Raw genomic sequence first — 17,367 nt, forward strand, 5'->3', positions numbered from 1 at the left:
AAGCGCCTGCGGTACATAGAGAGACAACGCGCCCTGCGTGCCGCCGTGCCCGGGTCGTTCGCGGACCGCGCGCCCGAAGGCACCGGTCCGGTCAACCGCCACGGCATGCCCAAGCTGCCCACCGGCCAGCGCCCCGTGCCGAACTGGCCGGTGCTCGACCTGGGCGATTCGCCCACCATCGCGCTTGCCGACTGGCAACTCGAGGTCGGCGGACGCTGCGACAACCCATTCACCGTCAACTGGGATCAGTTCCTGGCCCTGCCGCAAGCCGAAGACGAAAGCGACTTCCACTGTGTGACGACGTGGAGCCGCATGGACAACCATTGGAAGGGGGTGCGGTTCCGGACGATCGCCGAGCTCGCGGTGCCCTCGACCGACGTGACCCACGTGCTGTGCACCGGTTACGACCATATGCCGGGCACGCGCATTCCGTACACCACCAACCTGCCACTCGAGCGCGCGGTGGAAGACGACGTGCTGCTCGTGCACACGTGGGAGGGCCAGCCACTGCCGCAGGAACACGGCGGCCCGTGCCGGATGATCACGCCGAAGCTGTACGCCTGGAAGGGCACCAAATGGATCCGGAAGATCGAGTTCCTGGCCGGTAACAAGCCGGGCTTCTGGGAAGAGCGCGGCTACTCGGATAGTGCCGAACCGTGGTTCGATGACCGATACTCTTGATCAGGGATCAGGGATCAGGGATCAGGGCACGATGTTCGTCGCTAAAGATTTGCGGCCGATGCTGGCGACGCTGCCGCCGCAGCCCCCTGCGCTGACGGTGGCCGGGTTCGTGTACGAGCCCAAGTACGACGGCATTCGTGCCATCGTCGAGGTGGTGCCGGGAAAGACCCAAGCCACTGTGCGGCTGTGGTCGCGTAACGGCAACGAGAAGACCGCGCAGTTTCCGGAGATCGTGGACGCCGTGGGCAAATGGGGGCGCAAGCTGCCCGGTCCAGTCGTGCTCGACGGCGAAGTGACCGCGCTCGACGCCCATGGCAAGCCCACCGGCTTTCAGCGCCTGCAGCACCGCATTCACGTCAGCGTGCCTGGGTATCGATCGAACAAGACGCAGTTGTCGGCGGATGAACAACCCGCCGCCCTGATCGTGTTCGACCTGCTGCGCGACGATGGCGACGACCTGCGGGCGCGGCCGCTCACCGAGCGCCGCGCGAGGCTGGAGCAGCTGTTCAAGAAACACCAGCCCGCCTCAAAGGCACTCTGGCTGACCGAGCAAGCGGTGGGCTCGGGCGAAAGCCTGATGGCCCGCGCGCGCCAGGAGGAGTGGGAAGGGCTGATCGTCAAGCTCGCCCGCTCGCCCTATCGCCCCGGCAAGCGCAGTCCCGAATGGATGAAGGTGAAGCTCGTCAAGCAAGACGAGTTCGTCATTGGCGGCTGGACCGCGCCCCAGGGCACGCGCGTCCACTTCGGCGCGCTGATTCTCGGCACCAAGGGCAAATCCGGCGCGCTCGAGCACGTCGGCGACGTCGGCACCGGCTTTACCGGCGCCGAGCTCGATCGGCTGATGGACCTGCTGAAGCGCATTGAAACGCCGACGTGCCCGTTCGCCACCAGGCCCAAGGTCAAGGCGACCGCGCACTGGGTGAAGCCAATCCTGGTGGCGCAGGTGCGTTACACGGAGATGACAGACGAAGGACGGTTACGCCATCCTTCTTACCTGGGCCTTCGGGATGACAAGGCTGCCAAAGCGGTTAAGGTGCCTACGGTGCCTAAGGTGCCTAGGGGGCCTAGAGTGCCTAAGGTGCTCGTGGAAAGCATCTCAGCGAACGACGTCGAGTCGCTGATCGATCAGCTGAACGCTCTTGAGAAGGCGCGCAAGAACGGCGCGTTGAAGTTGCCCGACGGCGACACGCTGGAGGTCACCAACCTTCACAAGATCTTCTGGCCGCAAGGCAAGCACACCAAGGGCGACCTGATTCGGCACTACGCGCGGGTGGCGCCGTACATCCTGCCGGTGATTCATAACCGGCCGCTCGTGATGAAACGATCGCCCAACGGCGTCGATGCGCCGTTCTTCTATCAGCACCGCGCGCCTGATGTTCCGCCGCCCGGTGTCCGCAGCGAAAGCCTTCCAGACGATGACGTGCCGTCGCGGCTGATTGGCGGATCGCTGAAGACGCTGCTCTACATGGCGCAGCTGGCGTCGATCTCGATGGACCCGTTCTTCTCGACCCTGGACGATCTCGACGCCGCCGACCAGGTGGCCATCGACCTCGACCCGCAACCCGGAGCCACCTTCGCGAACATTCTCGACGTCGCGCGCTCGGTGCAGGACGAACTCGACCGCGTCAACGTCCCCGGGTTCCCGAAAACCTCCGGCTCGGAAGGCCTGCACATCTTCATCCCGCTGCCGAAAGGCACGCCGTACCAGGCCGGCATGCTGTTCTGCCAGATCATCGCGACCATGGTCGCCACAAAGCACCCGAAGGTCGCGACGGTCGAGCGGTCGGTGCGCAAGCGCAAGGAGAAGACGATCTACGTGGACTACCTGCAGAACATCCAGGGCAAGACGCTGGCGTGCGCCTACAGCGCCCGCGTCAGCCCCTTTGCCGGCGTCTCGACGCCGCTCACCTGGAAAGAAGTACACGACAGCCCGAAGCCCCAGGACTTCACCATCGACACCATCGCGGCGCGGCTCGAGAAGGTCGGCGACCTATGGGAGAGCCTACGCCGGCACAAGGGCGCCAACCTCCTGGCCGCGATCGAGAAACTCAGCAAATGACGGTCACCGGCATCGTGCTGGCCGGCGGCCTGTCCACCCGCATGGGCCGCGACAAGGTCTCGCTCCCCTTCGGCACCGAAACCCTGCTCGAGCGCGCAATCCGCATCGTCGGCGAAGTGGCCGGCGACGTGATCGTGGTGGCGAGGCCGGATCACGCGACGCCGCCAGGCATTCGCGTTGTCCATGACCCGATCGCGAATCTTGGGCCCCTGGCGGGCATTGCCGCGGGGCTGTCGGCCTCTCACAGCGACGTGAACGTCGTGGTCGCCTGCGACATGCCGCTCGTCAGGCCTGAAGTCTTGCGGCGATTGATCGCGCTTCGCGAGGACGCCGACATCTGCGTCGCGGTCGTGGACGGGCACGCCAGCCCGCTCTGCGCGGTCTACCGCTCGTCGGTGGCCGGCGTGGCGCAGGCACTGCTGGCGCGTGGCGAACGGCGCGTCATGGCGCTGCTCGACCGGGTACAAACGAAACGGGTCGAGGCGGCGATGTTTCGCGACCTCGACCCGGATCTGGACAGCTTCGTCAGCTGCAATACGCCCGAGGCGTATGCGGCGGCATTGGTCCGCCTGAAGGCGGACGCTACACCTTCCTAAAACTGGAAGCGCAGCTCGCCGATGATCTGGCGCTTGATGATGTCGCCAAACACGTGCGACTGCACTTCCTGGTTGGTCAGGTTGATCCCCTTGATGGTGGCGGTGATCTTGTCCTGGGCGAACCGCATGCCGAAGGCGCCGTTGAACTGCGTGTAGGCCTCGGTCGGACCGGCAAAGCGCGCGTCGAGCACGTCCTGCCAGTACGCATCGTCCACGTAGGCGACCGAGAGGTTCCCGAGGAAGCGCCCCTCATTGAAGTTGAGGCCGGCGTTGAAGCGGTTCTTCGGCGGCAGGTTCACTTCCGACAGGGCGAAGTCGGGATCGGGCGTCGCCTGGTACGAATAGTTCGCAAACAGGTTGAGGGCGCGGCTGACCGCGCCATCGATGCCGAGCTCGAAGCCCTTGTTCTTGACCGTGCCCAGGTTACGGTAGCTGAACTCCGAGGGCAGCCCGCCGGTCGTGCAGGTCTGGCCGGGCGCGCACGCCGGCGGCAGCACTTCGAGCACCACCGGCGGCAGCGGCCAGCCTGGGGGCGGCGCCGTCGCGCGATAGCGGCCCACCTGCGTGAAGAAGATTTCGTCGCGGTTGGTGGTGAAGTAGACCGCCGCCGACACCGTGGCGCGGCTCTTGATGACGCCGGTATAGGCCACCTCGAACGACTCGGTCGATTCCTCGACCAGCGACTCGTTGCCGTTCGCCAGCACCGGGAAGTTGTAGACCCGGCCGGCCAGCGCCGGGTTGATCGCGCCCAGGTTCAACTGGTTGACGATCGCGGTCTCGAGGTAGTTGTTGATCAGCGAGGGCGAGCGGAACGCCTTGTTGAACGACAGCCGCACCGCGTGGTCGTCAGCCGGCTTCAGGATCAGCGCGACGCGCGGCGAGAACACCGGGTCTTCGATGTTGTCGTACTTGTCGAAGCGCGCACCCAGGCTGATGCGCACGAGGTTGTTCAGGAAAATCTCGTCCTGCACGTAGGCGCCAAGCTCCGTGCGGTTGTCGCCGCGCGGGGCAATCGACAGGTCGAACTGGTTGAAGCGGACGTTGCCGCCGTAGCTCAGCACGTGACGGCCGCCGAAGGTGTTGATGTTGCCCACTTCAAGGTCGTAGGTCTTGGTGTCGAAGTTGAACAGGATCGGCTTGCCGTCGAGGCCGATCGCCAGCAGCCCGCTGGCGTCGCCATTCAACATGTTGGTGAAGAAATTGAACTTGAAGGCGTTGCGCGAGTAGCGCATGGTGCCATAGGTCACGCCGACGCCGGTCATGTCGAAGGGGCCAATGCCGGTGTGGATGATGCCGTCGGTGCCGGAGTAGCCGCCGGCCATGGCCAGCTTGTACTTGCCATCAGGCGCGTCGTAGTCCACGCGGGTGTCGAACTTCGGCTGGTTCGTCCCCTGGTTGGCAAACGCGGGGTACTGCGTGCCGGTGCCGTTGGGAATCGCGCCGGTCGGGCGCGGGAACGGGTCGGAGGTGTAGCCGCCGGCCGAGATCTTGTAGGCCCAGCGGTCGTTCACGGCGCGGGCGTGCGTGCCGTTGATGCCGAACATCGAGCTGGAGCCCAGCTTTTCGCCGTTCTCGGCATCGCCGTTGAAGGCGCCGAACGTGATGGTGGCGCTATTGCCGTCGAGCTCGCGCGGCGTCTTCGAGATGAAGTTGACAACGCCGTTCATGGCGTTGGCGCCCCAGACCGCCGAGGCCGGGCCGCGAATCACTTCGATCTGCTTCAGCTCGCTCGGGTTGACGGGCAGCAGGTCCCAGGCCACGAAGCCGAAGAAATCCAGGTACAGGCTTCGTCCGTCGAGCAGCGCCAGGGTCGAGGTGGCGAGCGTCGAGGTCGCACTGCGCATGGTCAGGTTGAAGTCGCGCGCCGAGGTCTGGCTGAGATTGACACCGGGAACCGACCGGAACAACTCGGCGTAATTGGTCGCCGGCGTCGACGCAATCACATCCGTCGTCACCACCGTCATGGTGGCCGGCGCGTTGACCAGCTGCTGCTCCAGCTTCGAAGCGGTGACGACCACCTGCTCTTCGTAAATGGGCGCCTCTGCTGGTTTGGCCGGCGGCTGAGCTGGCGCCTGCGGGGGGGGCGTGGGAGCCTGGGCGAACACAGCGGTCGAGCTGGCCGCGGCCAGCGCAAGCAACACCGCTACACAACGAGCATTCAAATGGAACCTCCCTAATCAAGGGGGACGATACGTCCCCCCGGTCGATCGTTTCGACAAAGCAAGTGTTGCCAGGATACCGCCTCGCCCGGCCGGGCCGCCTGCCCGGACCGTGCGAAGCGCCCACGCCATGCGGCCGCGCCACCTCGCGGCTAGAAACTCACCTTGAGTGCGAGCTGCACCTGCAACGGCGACGCCGCCTGGGTGAACTGGCCGAACGTCGGCAGCGGCGAGCCTGGATACGCCCCGGTGCCGAAGATGTTGTTGATCTCGGTGTAGTTCGTCCGGTTGAGCAGATTGAACACCTCGAAGATCCCATCCACGCTCGTCCTGCCCGCCAGGCGGAAGCGCCGGCTCACACGCAGGTCCACGGTGGCTTGATTCGGCATGGTCCCGCGGTTCCGACCAACGCTGGACGAGGCGTCCGCGGGTGCCGTCCGGGCGCGATCGGGCGGGAACGCGCCGCCGTTGCCGTCGCCGTTGAGGTCGGCGCCGGCCAGGATGTTGTACGGCCGTCCCGACGCCACGGTCACGATCGACGACAGCTGCAGTTCGCCGGGCGCGACATAGAGACCGCTGAGGACGAAACGGTGACGTTGATCCTGCGTCGAGGGCCCGCGCTCCAACCCGGCGTCGAATCCGACCGGCACGCCGAGCAAATCCCCGCGGTTGCGGCCCCGGCCGTTGTTCTCAGGCACGAACGCGCTCTGGTAGTCGGTCGAGTTGTCCTCGGCCTTCGACAGCGTGTAGCTGGCCAGGAACTGATGGCGGCGGCTGAACCGCTTGCTGGCCGACACCGTCAGCGCGCGGTACCACGTCTCGCCAAACGACGTGTACTGCAGGATCGAGGCGGAAGTGCCCGCGACGCCGTTGACGTCCTCAGGACGACGGCCGGCGCCGAGCGCGGGGACGATGGGGTTGTAGTCGATCGTCCCGACCTGATCGATGCCGCGCGCGTAGACGACGTTCGCCGAGAGGGCGAGCTGACCCGGCAGCTCGCGATCGATGCCGACCGAGCCGTGATGCGCGTATGGTGTCTTCAGTGCCGGATCGATGGAGATTTCGAGGCTGGGGTACGTGCCCACGGCCGCTTCCGGGAGTCGCCGGCCGGGAGCGTTCCAGGCCGCAATCGGCAGCGGGTTGGGCAGTTGCGCGACCAGCGTGCGCACGTTGGTATCGCCGTTGACCAGGTTGGTGATCCCGGCGAGCGCCGTCATGTGATTGTCGAAGAAGATCCCGTAGGCGCCGTGCACCGACGTCTTCTTGTCGCCGGTCGGGTCCCACGCGAACGACAGGCGCGGCGCCACGTTGTTGTTATCGGATGGGAACGCATACGGATCGAGGCCACGAACCGTGTAGGTGAAGTCGGGCCAGAACTGCCGCTGATAGCGGAGCCCGAGCTTCAGCGTGAAGTTCGACGTCAGGCGCCAGTCGTCCTGGGCGAACAGCGAGAGATCGCTCACCTTGTAGCTGTCGGCGGCATTGCCATAGCCCTGCACGTAGGCCGCCGGCAGCCCGAGCGCGACGGCCTGAATCGCGTTGATGACGGGAAACGGCAGGCCGAACAACGCGCCGGGCAGCGCCGCGGCGAAGATGTAGCGGCCGCCAAAGTGCAGCGGCAGGGCTTCGTCCCGGTTGTCGATCGCGCTGAAGTCAAAGCCGGCCTTGAACTGATGGTCGCCCGCGTAGTAGCTGGCGGTATCGACGATCTGGGTGCGCCGGCTGTGCCGCGGCTGCGGCGTGAAGCGCTGACGGCCGACGCTGGCAAAACCGGTGACCTCGAGCGTCGGGCCGCCTTGATCGTTGGCGGTGCAGGGGCCCAGGCAGCGCGGGTCGAGCGAGAGGACGTCCTGATCGCGCTTGGCGTACTGCACACGCAACTCGTTGACGAACCGCATGCCACCCACTTTGGTGTGCGACGCCGCCGCCATGTAGTCGGTGCTGTCGAGCGAGGCGCCACGGCTGCGCGCGGTCTGACCGCCCCACGGCTCGATGTTCTCGTTGAACGCGTCGGCGTAGTTGAAGCGCACCGCCAGGTTCTGGCTCGGCGTGAGTTGCTGATCGACCTTCGCCAGGAACTGATTGCCGTTGACCGTGTACGGGACGTTGCCGGTTTCGACGACGAAACCGGCGCGCTCGAGAATCTGCTTCGGCGTGCCGAGCGCGGTCGGGCCCAGCATCACCACGTTGCGATCGTCGATGGTGACGAAGTTGTTGGTGTCCACGTCGAGCCGTTCGAACGACAGGAAGTAGAAGCTCCGGTCCCGCCGGATCGGTCCGCCGAGCGTGAAGCCAAATTGCTGCTGCCGGTACGGCGCCTTGTCGCGATCGATCGCGGTGCCGGCGGAATCGAACTTCTCGAAGTGCTCCTTCGCGTTGAGCGCCTCGTCGCGGAAGTACCCGAACAGGTTACCCGACAGCCGGTTGGTGCCGCTCTTGGTCACGATGTTGACGACGCCGCCCGACGCTTTGCCGAACTCGGCCGAGTACGAATTGGTCAGGACCTGGAATTCGCGGACCGCTTCCTGGCTGAACGTCGCGCGCACGGCGCCGACCGCCGCATCGTTGTTGTCGACGCCGTCCACCGTGATGTTGTTCGAGCGCGCGCGCTGGCCCGCAAAGGACAGCCCGGAGGTCGCCGACGCGCCCTGCTGCGGCGTGCGATCGGTCGTCACCCCCGGCGTGATGACCGAGAAGGAGATGAAGTTGCGGCCGTTAATCGGCAGGCTCTCGATCTGCTGTTGCGACACGACGGTGGCGATGGCGGTCTTCTGGGTATCGACCAGCGGCGCCTCGGCCACGACGCTGACCTGCTCCTGCGCGCCGGCGAGAGCCAGCGTGAAGCCGACCTCCACGGCGGAGCCGAGCGCCAGCTGGACGCCCTCGCGCGTCTGCGGCGCAAACCCCTGGAGCTCGACGTTGAGGCGGTAGGTCCCGGGCGGCAGCGCCAGCACCGCGAAGCGGCCGTCGCCGGAGGTGACCGCGGTGCGGACGAGCCCGGTGTCGGCATTGGTCACGGTCACCGTGACGCCCGGCAGCACCGCCTGGGATTGGTCGTAGACCACTCCACTGAGATCCGCGCTGGTCGATCGCGTTTGAGCGGCGGCCGCCGCGGACATCAGGGCGACCGTGACCAGGGCCAGCAGGACAGGGCGTAATCGATTCACCATCGGAGCCTCCTTGGAGTTCATGCCATTGTAGCGCCCCGCAGAGCGCCCTGGACGAGGGCCAGGTAGTCGGGACGATCGGCCGGTGAGTGATGGCGGTACTCCGACAGCACGCCACCGTGTTGCACGACAAAGACGCCGGGCAGCTGGCGCATCAACCCCGCAGGCTGCGGCCCGAACCCGTGCGAGAGCGCGCACACCGCGCCGCGCGCCCACACCACCGGGTCGACGAGCGCCTGGGGACCGGTGCGTCCCAGGCCAAAGGCCCGATAGTGAGCAAGGGTGGGATCGCTGATGCGGACCACATCGGGGAGACGGTATTTGGCGAAGAACGGTTCCGCCTCTTCCGGCGACCCGCCGTGCACGAACGCCACGCGCACCCCGGCCGCGTCGAGCTGCGGCTTGACCTTCGCGACGTCGGCCACCGCTTCGCGGCAGAAGGTGCAGCCAAACGACCGCAGCAGCACCACGAGCACTGGGTCGTCCGCCAGGTTTCGCAGCGGCGAGTCCGCGGGAAGGTCCAGGGTGTCAGGCACGTTGGCTAGCGGCCCACTGTTCGAGCTTGCGGCCGTCCTCGTAGAAGCGGCGAATGCCGTCCGACAACTTCTCCACCGCCATGGCGTCCTGGTTGTGCAGGAAGCGATAGCTCTTCTCATCGAGCGTAATCTTCTCTTCGGCTGAGGCGCGCGCGCCCTCGACGGTCAGGCGCGGCGCGATCTCACCGTCGGTCTTCTGGAGCGAGTCGAGCAGGTCGGGGCTGATCGTCAGCAGGTCGCAACCGGCCAACCCGGTGATCTGTTCGACCTTGCGGAAACTGGCGCCCATCACCTGGGTTTCATAGCCGAACTTCTTGTAGTAGTGATAAATGCGCGTGACCGACTGCACGCCGGGGTCCTGGTCGGCCGGGATCTCCGCCCCGCCCTCCTTGCGGTAGTAGTCGTAGATGCGGCCGACGAACGGCGAGATCAGGGTCACGCCGGCTTCGGCGCACGCCACCGCCTGCGCGAAGCTGAACAGCAGCGTCAGGTTGCAGTGAATGCCCTCGCGCTCGAGATCGGCGGCGGCGCGAATGCCCTCCCACGTGCTGCCCACCTTAATCAGGATGCGCGCCCGCTCGACGCCGGCGGCTTCGTACAGGCCAATCAGCTCGCGCGCCTTGGCGATGGTGCCGGCAGTATCGAAACTGAGGCGCGCGTCCACCTCGGTCGAGACGCGGCCCGGCACGATCTTCAGAATCTCGCGGCCGAAGTTCACCGACAGGCGGTCCATGAACGCCTCGGTGCGCCCCGCCTCGGCCAGGCCCAGCCGGTCGGCGTCGGCCCGCGCCGCCTCCACGAGCGGCCGATACTGCGGCTGCTGCGCCGCCTTCAGCAACAGCGACGGGTTGGTCGTCGCATCCTGCGGGCGGAACTGCCGCATGGACTCGATGTCGCCGGTATCGGCCACGACGGTGGTCACGCGCTTGAGCGAGTCGAGCAGGGACATGCAGATAAGGATAGTGCCAAAGGTGCCAGGGGTGCCAAAGGTGCCAAGGGTGCGGGTATGCTTGAAGCCAATGCGGGTTCTGGTTATCGACGTGGGCGGGACCCACGTCAAGCTGATGCACACCGGAAGCTCCGAGGCGCGCAAGTTCGACTCGGGCGACGGGTTCACGCCCCGGCAGGTGGTGGAGGGAATCGAGGCCCTGACCGCCGATTGGACCTACGACCACATCACCATCGGGATTCCCAGCCCGGTCATCCGCGGCCGAGTCGTCCAGGAGCCCTGGAACCTGGGCACGGGCTGGGTGGGCTTCGACTGGGAGGCCGCGTTCGGCGTGCCGGTGCGGATCATGAACGACGCCGCCATGCAGGCCCTCGGCAGCGACGAAGGCGGGCGCATGCTGTTTCTCGGCCTGGGCTCCGGACTCGGCACTGCGCTCGTGGACGAAGGCACGGTGGTGGCCCTCGAGCTGGCCCACCTGCCGTTCAAGGATCAGACGTTTGAAGATCTGCTGGGCCAGCGCGGGCTGACGGCGCTCGGCACCGACGCCTGGCGGCCGATCGTCCTCGAGGGCTGCGAGATGCTGCGCGCGGCGGTGGCCGCCGAGTACATCGTGCTGGGCGGCGGCAACGCGCGGCTGTTCGATGAACTGCCGCCCACCATTCGGCGCGGTCACAACGACCGGGCGTTCGAGGGCGGCTTCCGCGCGTGGGACCAGCCTGAGCCGGCAGCCACCAGGCCGGCCGCGGGCCTGCGATCGCTCTCCACCTGGGCGCCGCGCCAGCCGCTGCGCGAGTTGTTCGCCGCCGACCCGGGGCGGGCCGAACGGTTCTCGCTCGCGCTTGGCGACCACCTGCAGATCGACTACTCGAAGAACCTGATCACGGACGAGGCGATGAAGGCGCTGGTGGAGCTGGCGCGCAAGACCGGCGTCGAGGCGCTGCGCGACCAGATGTTCGCCGGCGCGGCCATCAACACCACCGAGCACCGCGCGGTGCTGCACATCGCCCTGCGCAACCGCTCGGCGCGGCCGGTGCTGCTCGACGGCCGTGATGTGATGCCCGACGTCCGCGCCGCCCTCGACCACATCCGGCGGTTCGCCGATGCGGTGCGGGGCGGATCGTGGCTGGGTTACACCGGCCTGCGCATCACCGACGTGGTCAACCTCGGCATCGGCGGCTCCGACCTCGGCCCGGCGATGGTGACCCTGGCGCTGGCGCCGTACACGCGCGAAGGTCCGCGCGTGCATTTCGTCTCGAACGTCGACGGCACCCATCTCGCCGAGACGCTCCGCCCCCTGCATCCGGCGACCACGCTCTTCACCATCGCGTCGAAGACGTTCACGACGCAGGAAACCATGGTCAACGCGCAGTCGGCGCGCGAGTGGTTCATGGCGCGGGCCAAGGACGATCAAGCAATCGCCAAGCACTTCGTCGCCATCTCGACCAACGAGGCCGCGGTGCGCGCCTTTGGCATCGCGCCCGAGAACATGTTCGTGTTCTGGAACTGGGTCGGCGGCCGGTACTCGCTATGGTCGTCAATTGGTCTGCCGATTGCGCTGGCGGCCGGCTACGGCCACTTCGAGCAGCTCCTCGCCGGCGCGCACGAGATGGACGAACACTTCCGGACCGCGCCCATTGAACAGAACGCGCCGATGGTGCTGGCCCTGCTGGGGGTGTGGTACTCGAGCGTGCTCGGCGCCGAGACGCAGGCCGTGCTGCCGTACGAGCAGTACCTGCAACGCCTGCCCGCGTACCTGCAACAGCTCGACATGGAAAGCAACGGCAAGCGGGTCGACCGCGAGGGCAAGCCGGTGGAGGCGCTGACCGCGCCGATCGTCTGGGGCGAGCCCGGCACCAACGGCCAGCACGCGTTCTACCAGCTGCTGCACCAGGGCACGCGGCTGGTGCCCTGCGACTTCCTGGCCGGGATCGAGTCGCACCACGCGGCCGGCGACCACCATCGCCTGCTGCTGGCCAACTGCTTCGCCCAGACCGAGGCGCTGATGCGCGGCAAGAACGAAGACGAGGTGCGCGCCGAGCTGACGGCGCAAGGCCTGACGGGCGACGCCCTCGAACAACTGCTGCCGCACAAGGTGTTTCCCGGCAACCGGCCGTCCACCACCATCCTCTACCGGAAGCTGGGCCCCCGCACCATCGGCATGCTGCTGGCGCTATACGAACACAAGGTGTTCACGATGGGCGCGATCTGGAACATCAACTCATTCGATCAGTGGGGCGTCGAACTCGGCAAGCAGCTGGCGACGGCGGTGGCCGCCGACCTCGCCTCGCCCAGCCCCACCCGCAGCCACGACAGCTCGACCAACCGGCTGATCAACGCCACCAAGCTGCACCTCGGCTAGCGGGTAGTCACCCGGGTACTCAGCCGGGTAGGCGGCACCGCGAACGGCGCCATCGACAGCAGCCGGCCGAAGGCATCGGCGTCCACCGCCGGGCTGAAGTGGTAGCCCTGCCCCTCGTCACACATCTCGTCGCGCAAGAACTTCAACTGGTGGCGGGTCTCCACGCCTTCGGCCACCACCCGGCAGCCCAGTCCCTTACCGAGCGCAATCACCGCACTCACCAGCGGCGCGCCGGTGGTGGTCGGCAGAATGTCGCGCACGAACGACTGATCGATCTTGAGCACATCGACCGGGCAGTGTTGCAGGTAGCTCAAGCTCGACGGTCCGGTCCCGAAGTCATCGACCTTGAGGATCACGCCGCACTTCTTCAACATCTCGAGCAGCGGCATGGTCGTGGACGAATCGAGCATCAGCGCGCTTTCCGTCAATTCGAGCTCGAGATACTGCGCCTCGAGCGGCGTCTCTTTCAAGAAGCGCATGATGTCGTCCAGGAAGCCCGGGGTCCGGAACTGCCGCGCCGAGACATTCACCGCGACGGGCACGGGCGGAAGCCCGAGGTCCTGCCAGGCCCTGGCCTGCCGGCACGCTTCCTGGAGCGCCCAGCGTCCCATCGGGATGATCAGCGCCGACGCTTCGGCGGCAGGAATGAACTGATCGGGCGCGACCAGGCCGCGCGACGGGTGGCGCCAGCGGATCAGCGCCTCGGCGCCGCTGATGGCGCCAGTCGCCAGGTTGATGGTCGGCTGGTAGTGCAACACGAACTGCTCGGCCTCGACCGCCTGGCGCAGCTCCGACTCGAGCGACCGGATCGGCACGGACCGGCCCTCGAGGTCGGCACGGTAGAACCCCACCTGGTTGCGGCCCGCACTCTTGGCCTGGTACATCGCCGCGTCGGCTCGCGTAATCAGCGAGTGGGCGTCCTGCCCGTCCTCGGGATACAGGCTGACGCCGACACTGACCGTCAGCGACAGCTCGTGGCCGTCGATCAAGTGCGGCTCACTGACCGACTGGACGATCTTGTCGGCGATCACGCCGGCATCGCCGGCATGGTCCACCTCCGACAGCAGCACCAGGAACTCGTCGCCGCCGTGGCGGCTGACGGTATCGGACTCGCGCACGCAGGCGGTCAGCCGCCTGGCAATCGACTTCAGCACCTGGTCGCCGATCGTGTGGCCCAGGGTGTCGTTGATGTGCTTGAACTTGTCGCAGTCGATGAACAGCACCGCGAGTCGCCGGCCGTAGCGGCGCGACAGCGCGATCGAGCGCGCCAGCCGATCGCTCAGCAGCGTGCGGTTCGGCAGTGAGGTAAGGGCGTCGTGCTCGGCCAGGTGCAGCATTTGCAGCCGGCGCTCACGCGACACGATCACGTCGCGGAAGATGATCACGGCGCCGAGGATCTCGCCGTGGCGGTCGTGAATCGGCGCCGCCGAGTGCTCGATCGAGGTCTCGGCGCCGGCCCGGCTGACCAGCACGTAGTTGCCCTTCATGCGCACCTTGCGGTTATGCCCGATGGCCACGCGGGACGGGTCCTCGGCGGGCTGGCCGGTCAGGCCGTCGGTGACGTCGAACACTTCGGCCAGCGGCCGCGCGAAGGCCTCGGACCGGGTCCACCCGGTCAACGCCTCGGCTTCGCCGTTGAGATAGGTGATGTTGCCGAGGGTATCGGTGGTCAGCACGGCGTCGCCGATCGAGTTGAGCGTGATCTCGGCGCGCTCGCGCTCGACGAACTTCTGCTCGTCGAGCCCGCGCCGCTCGAACATCATGGCAATCAGCTGGCACAGGCTGCGGGTGTCGAGATGGTTGGTGACCACGTAATCGGTGGCGCCGGATTCGACCGCCCGCCGGGCGAGCGCCTGGTCGCCGGCCTGGGCCAGCAGCATGATCGCCACGCCCGGGGCCACCTTGCGAATACGTGCGATGGCGCCCAGATCTTCGCGCGCCGCCGGCAACGACAGGTCGAGCAGCACGGCGCTGACCGCATGGCGTTCAAGCCAGCGCACGCCGGCATCGACGGTCCGAACAGATTCGACCGCCAGCACGGCTGGAGCGGCCCGCAGCAGGTGCTCGACCGACTGCGCTCCATGAGCTTCTCCTTCGATGAGGAGCAGAAGTGGTACGGCGCGACCGTACGGGGATTGCATGGCAACCTACAGAGCAAATTCGTTGCCGTGTCTACTCACATACCAGCGTCAGTCACGAGGGCCCGGGAGGTGCATGGTTCGCGGACAAAAGTCAGGGCATGAACGGACTCTGTGACACAGCGTGGTCAGTATTACGCCGATCCGCCAGTGAGGCCCGGCCTCCTCAATGTTGGCAACCCATTTGCTCTAAGCAGGGTGGAACATGACGCGCACGAACGATAACCTGATCCCCATTGTGCTCGTCGCGAGCGGCGTGCTGCTGGCGTTCTGGCCCGTCATCACCGGCCTGATCGACGCCTGGTCCACCGACGACAACTACTCACACGGCTTCTTCATTGTGCCGCTCGCCGCTTACTTCGCGTGGGAGCGGCGCGCGCACTTCGAGCGCGCCGAGGTACGCCCGTCACTGGTGGGTCTCGCGGTCGTCGCGCTCAGCATGGTGCTGCTGGTGGCCGGCATGCTCGGCGCCGAATACTTCCTGTCGCGCGTGGCCCTGATTGGCACCGTCGCGGGCAGCGTGCTGTTCCTCGGCGGGTGGGCCCGCCTGCGCGTGCTGGCCTTTCCGCTGGCCTTCCTGCTGTTGATGGTGCCGCTGCCGGCACTGATCTTCAACAAGATCGCCTTTCCCCTGCAGCTCCTGGCGTCGAACCTCGGCGAGTACTCGATTAGCGCCATGGAGATTCCGATCCTGCGCGAGGGCAACGTCCTGATCCTGGCCAACGCCACGCTGGAAGTCGCCGAGGCCTGCAGCGGCATCCGCTCGCTGGTCTCGCTGTTCACCCTGGGCATCGTGTTCGGCTACTTCGCCGACCGCCGCGTCTGGGTGCGGTCGGTAATCGCCTTGTCGGCGATTCCGGTCGCCATCATCGCCAATGGCCTGCGGGTCGCCAGCGCCGGCGTGGCCGCGCACAATTACGGCACCGAGGGTGTCGAGGGTGTCTTCCACGATGCCTCGGGCTGGGTGGTCTTCATCGTCGCGTTCCTGATGATGCTGGGCATTCAACGAATCCTTCTTCATTTCGCGCCGCCCCGGGCGACGCAGACGTCGCCCCAGCTCGGGCCGCGCGAGAGTCACGCATGAACGGTTCCCTGGTCCGCGCGATCGCGGTGTTCGCCTGCCTGGTGTCGGCGGCGGTGTTCATGGCCAACGCCCGAGGGTCCGAGGCGCCGATTGTCCGAACGACGTTCGCGTCGTTCCCCATGACGATTGCTGGCTGGGAGGCGGTCAACGACCCGCCCATGGAGAAAGAGATCCTCGCAGTGCTCGGCGTGGACGACTACCTGTCGCGCGCCTACTACCGGCCCGACGGCGCCGGGGTCGGCCTCTACATGGGGTTCTACGGCAGCCAGCGCCAGGGCGATACCATCCACTCGCCGCTCAACTGTCTGCCCGGCGCCGGCTGGGAGCCGCTGTCCGAGGGACGCAAGGTGATCGCCGACGCGGGTGGCCCCGGCGTGGACATCGAAGTCAATCGCTACGTCGTGCAGAAGGGTCTCGATCGGCAGTTGGTGCTCTATTGGTACCAGGCGCGCGGCCGGGTCGTCGCCAGCGAGTACAAGAGCCGCGCGTTGCTGATCGGTGACGCCATTCGTTTCAACCGCACCGACGGCTCGATGATTCGCGTGATCACACCAATTCCGCTTGGCAGCGACGGCGCTGACGCGGAACGTCTCGCCACCGAGTTCGTGCTCTCGCTCTTCCCTCTCCTCGCTGGATACCTCCCTTCCTAGTCTTCTCACGGGAGTGCATCGCGCACTCCCATTCCACGTCAATCCCTTTGAGATTAGTCGCCGCTACGAATGTCATTCGGGGTGCGTCCCGTGGTGGTCTTTTGTCTGACCCGCAACGGACTACCCGCGATGTGGCGTTCCCGCAATTACTTACGGGTGTGCGGTTTACGCGTCGCGTCAACAGATTGGCAAGCGCACGCATGGCAGAAGGATTGCTCTAGAAGGGAGTGTCGAGCCAAGCGCAATTCCGCGCCGGGGGAGATAGCAGTAAGACACTGATTCGGAGGGCACGGATGGTAAACAAGTTGAAGGTGGCAGTCATCGCCGCTTTGGCGATGACAGTGATGGCGACGTCGGCGATGGCCGCGACGATCATCGATTTCAGGAACGGAGCCGCCGCGGCGGGCGGGGCAATTACATTCGACGGGACCAACGCCATCGGCAACGATCTGCCGATTGGTCTGGTCGAAGTCTTCGGTGCGCCAACCAATAATGGCGTATTCGCAGTTACCGGGATGCTGACGAACTCGTCGGGTATGGTCGGCGACCTGGACTTCAACACCACGAGCGGGAGCGACTTCATCACCATCATGGGTTGCATCCCCGGCCTCGGGGTCGGCACTTTCCTCGCGGATGGCACCTGCACCGCTCCCGTGGCGCTTCTCTCGGGCTCCATCGACAGCTTCAACGCTTCCAACCAGGGCACACCCGGCAACGAGAAGGGCGCCATCTGGATGGTCGGCCCCGACACCAAGCACGCCGACCTCCTCTCGGCCATCGGCCTGGCGCCGAACACCCCGTTCGAGCTGTTCGGCTTCGCCCTGCTGACCGGTCCCCTGGGCCAGACGCCCCAGAAGTCGATCAGCACCGACATCCGCAACTCCGAAATGGCGCCCATTCCGGAACCGGCCACGATGATGTTGCTCGGCACCGGCCTGCTGGCCGCCTTCAGGGCTCGTCGCAAGCAGCAACAGCAGCTGCTGTGAACT

12 protein-coding genes are annotated in these 17,367 nt (G+C 66.4%); 7 read left to right on the forward strand and 5 right to left on the reverse strand.

The window, feature by feature from the left end:
• Positions 1-15 precede the first annotated feature (15 nt).
• Genes Q8T13_14080 through Q8T13_14090 form a run of 3 tightly spaced genes read left to right on the forward strand, consistent with a single transcriptional unit; the run spans position 16 to position 3,336 of the window.
• Positions 16-681 carry a molybdopterin-dependent oxidoreductase gene (locus Q8T13_14080; GenBank protein ID MDP3718888.1) on the forward strand — a complete coding sequence of 222 codons (666 nt, stop codon included), beginning with the start codon at positions 16-18 and terminating at the stop codon, positions 679-681.
• The gene (gene ligD / locus Q8T13_14085; protein ID MDP3718889.1) at positions 665-2,740 is read left to right on the forward strand and encodes a DNA ligase D; all 2,076 of its coding nucleotides are present in this window, start codon (positions 665-667) and stop codon (positions 2,738-2,740) included. The genes Q8T13_14080 and ligD overlap by 17 nt, the downstream gene beginning before the upstream one ends.
• Positions 2,737-3,336 (forward strand): molybdenum cofactor guanylyltransferase, encoded by a 600-nt coding sequence (locus Q8T13_14090; GenBank protein ID MDP3718890.1) that lies wholly within the window; start codon positions 2,737-2,739, stop codon positions 3,334-3,336. Before ligD ends, Q8T13_14090 begins: the two co-directional genes overlap by 4 nt.
• On the opposite strand, the gene Q8T13_14095 is transcribed toward Q8T13_14090, so the two are convergent.
• The 4 genes from Q8T13_14095 to tal all read right to left on the reverse strand — a co-directional run bounded on the left by Q8T13_14095 (position 3,333) and on the right by tal (position 10,147).
• Entirely contained in the window at positions 3,333-5,477 is a 2,145-nt protein-coding gene (locus tag Q8T13_14095) for a TonB-dependent receptor (GenBank protein ID MDP3718891.1), read from the reverse strand. The two genes, Q8T13_14090 and Q8T13_14095, sit on opposite strands and share 4 nt — an antisense overlap.
• 170 nt (positions 5,478-5,647) lie before the next feature.
• Entirely contained in the window at positions 5,648-8,665 is a 3,018-nt protein-coding gene (locus Q8T13_14100) for a TonB-dependent receptor (protein ID MDP3718892.1), read from the reverse strand.
• A 17-nt stretch (positions 8,666-8,682) separates the two neighbouring features.
• The gene (locus Q8T13_14105) at positions 8,683-9,198 is read right to left on the reverse strand and encodes a peroxiredoxin-like family protein (GenBank protein MDP3718893.1); all 516 of its coding nucleotides are present in this window, start codon (positions 9,196-9,198) and stop codon (positions 8,683-8,685) included.
• Positions 9,191-10,147, reverse strand: coding sequence for a transaldolase (tal, locus tag Q8T13_14110; GenBank protein ID MDP3718894.1), 957 nt, complete (start codon positions 10,145-10,147; stop codon positions 9,191-9,193). Before tal ends, Q8T13_14105 begins: the two co-directional genes overlap by 8 nt.
• A gap of 577 nt (positions 10,148-10,724) precedes the next feature.
• Here tal and pgi point away from each other — a divergent pair.
• Positions 10,725-12,506 carry a glucose-6-phosphate isomerase gene (gene pgi / locus Q8T13_14115; GenBank protein MDP3718895.1) on the forward strand — a complete coding sequence of 594 codons (1,782 nt, stop codon included), beginning with the start codon at positions 10,725-10,727 and terminating at the stop codon, positions 12,504-12,506.
• Here pgi and Q8T13_14120 read toward each other — a convergent pair.
• Complete coding sequence (locus tag Q8T13_14120) at positions 12,503-14,647, reverse strand: EAL domain-containing protein (protein MDP3718896.1); 2,145 nt, start codon at positions 14,645-14,647, stop codon at positions 12,503-12,505. The two genes, pgi and Q8T13_14120, sit on opposite strands and share 4 nt — an antisense overlap.
• Before the next feature lie 202 nt (positions 14,648-14,849).
• Here Q8T13_14120 and Q8T13_14125 point away from each other — a divergent pair, with 202 nt between their 5' ends.
• From Q8T13_14125 to Q8T13_14135, 3 genes are all read left to right on the forward strand, one after another.
• Positions 14,850-15,728 (forward strand): exosortase/archaeosortase family protein, encoded by an 879-nt coding sequence (locus Q8T13_14125; GenBank protein MDP3718897.1) that lies wholly within the window; start codon positions 14,850-14,852, stop codon positions 15,726-15,728.
• Complete coding sequence (locus Q8T13_14130) at positions 15,725-16,378, forward strand: EpsI family protein (protein MDP3718898.1); 654 nt, start codon at positions 15,725-15,727, stop codon at positions 16,376-16,378. The genes Q8T13_14125 and Q8T13_14130 overlap by 4 nt, the downstream gene beginning before the upstream one ends.
• Positions 16,379-16,671: 293 nt before the next feature.
• A complete protein-coding gene (locus Q8T13_14135) occupies positions 16,672-17,364 on the forward strand; it encodes a PEP-CTERM sorting domain-containing protein (GenBank protein ID MDP3718899.1) in 693 nt (230 codons plus the stop codon).
• Positions 17,365-17,367: the final 3 nt, after the last annotated feature.

The organism is Acidobacteriota bacterium (assembly GCA_030697165.1).
Taxonomy (GTDB): domain Bacteria; phylum Acidobacteriota; class Vicinamibacteria; order Vicinamibacterales; family UBA2999; genus 12-FULL-67-14b.

What these genes read in the sequence shown, in the direction of transcription:
- Q8T13_14125 (MDP3718897.1), top strand. Translation starts at nt 14,850, where the DNA reads ATGACGCGCACGAACGATAACCTGATCCCCATTGTGCTCGTCGCGAGC.
- Q8T13_14100 (MDP3718892.1), bottom strand. Translation starts at nt 8,665, where the DNA reads ATGGTGAATCGATTACGCCCTGTCCTGCTGGCCCTGGTCACGGTCGCC.
- pgi (MDP3718895.1), top strand. Translation starts at nt 10,725, where the DNA reads ATGCTGCGCGCGGCGGTGGCCGCCGAGTACATCGTGCTGGGCGGCGGC.
- Q8T13_14135 (MDP3718899.1), top strand. Translation starts at nt 16,672, where the DNA reads ATGGTAAACAAGTTGAAGGTGGCAGTCATCGCCGCTTTGGCGATGACA.
- Q8T13_14090 (MDP3718890.1), top strand. Translation starts at nt 2,737, where the DNA reads ATGACGGTCACCGGCATCGTGCTGGCCGGCGGCCTGTCCACCCGCATG.
- tal (MDP3718894.1), bottom strand. Translation starts at nt 10,147, where the DNA reads ATGTCCCTGCTCGACTCGCTCAAGCGCGTGACCACCGTCGTGGCCGAT.
- Q8T13_14120 (MDP3718896.1), bottom strand. Translation starts at nt 14,647, where the DNA reads ATGCAATCCCCGTACGGTCGCGCCGTACCACTTCTGCTCCTCATCGAA.
- Q8T13_14130 (MDP3718898.1), top strand. Translation starts at nt 15,725, where the DNA reads ATGAACGGTTCCCTGGTCCGCGCGATCGCGGTGTTCGCCTGCCTGGTG.
- ligD (MDP3718889.1), top strand. Translation starts at nt 665, where the DNA reads ATGACCGATACTCTTGATCAGGGATCAGGGATCAGGGATCAGGGCACG.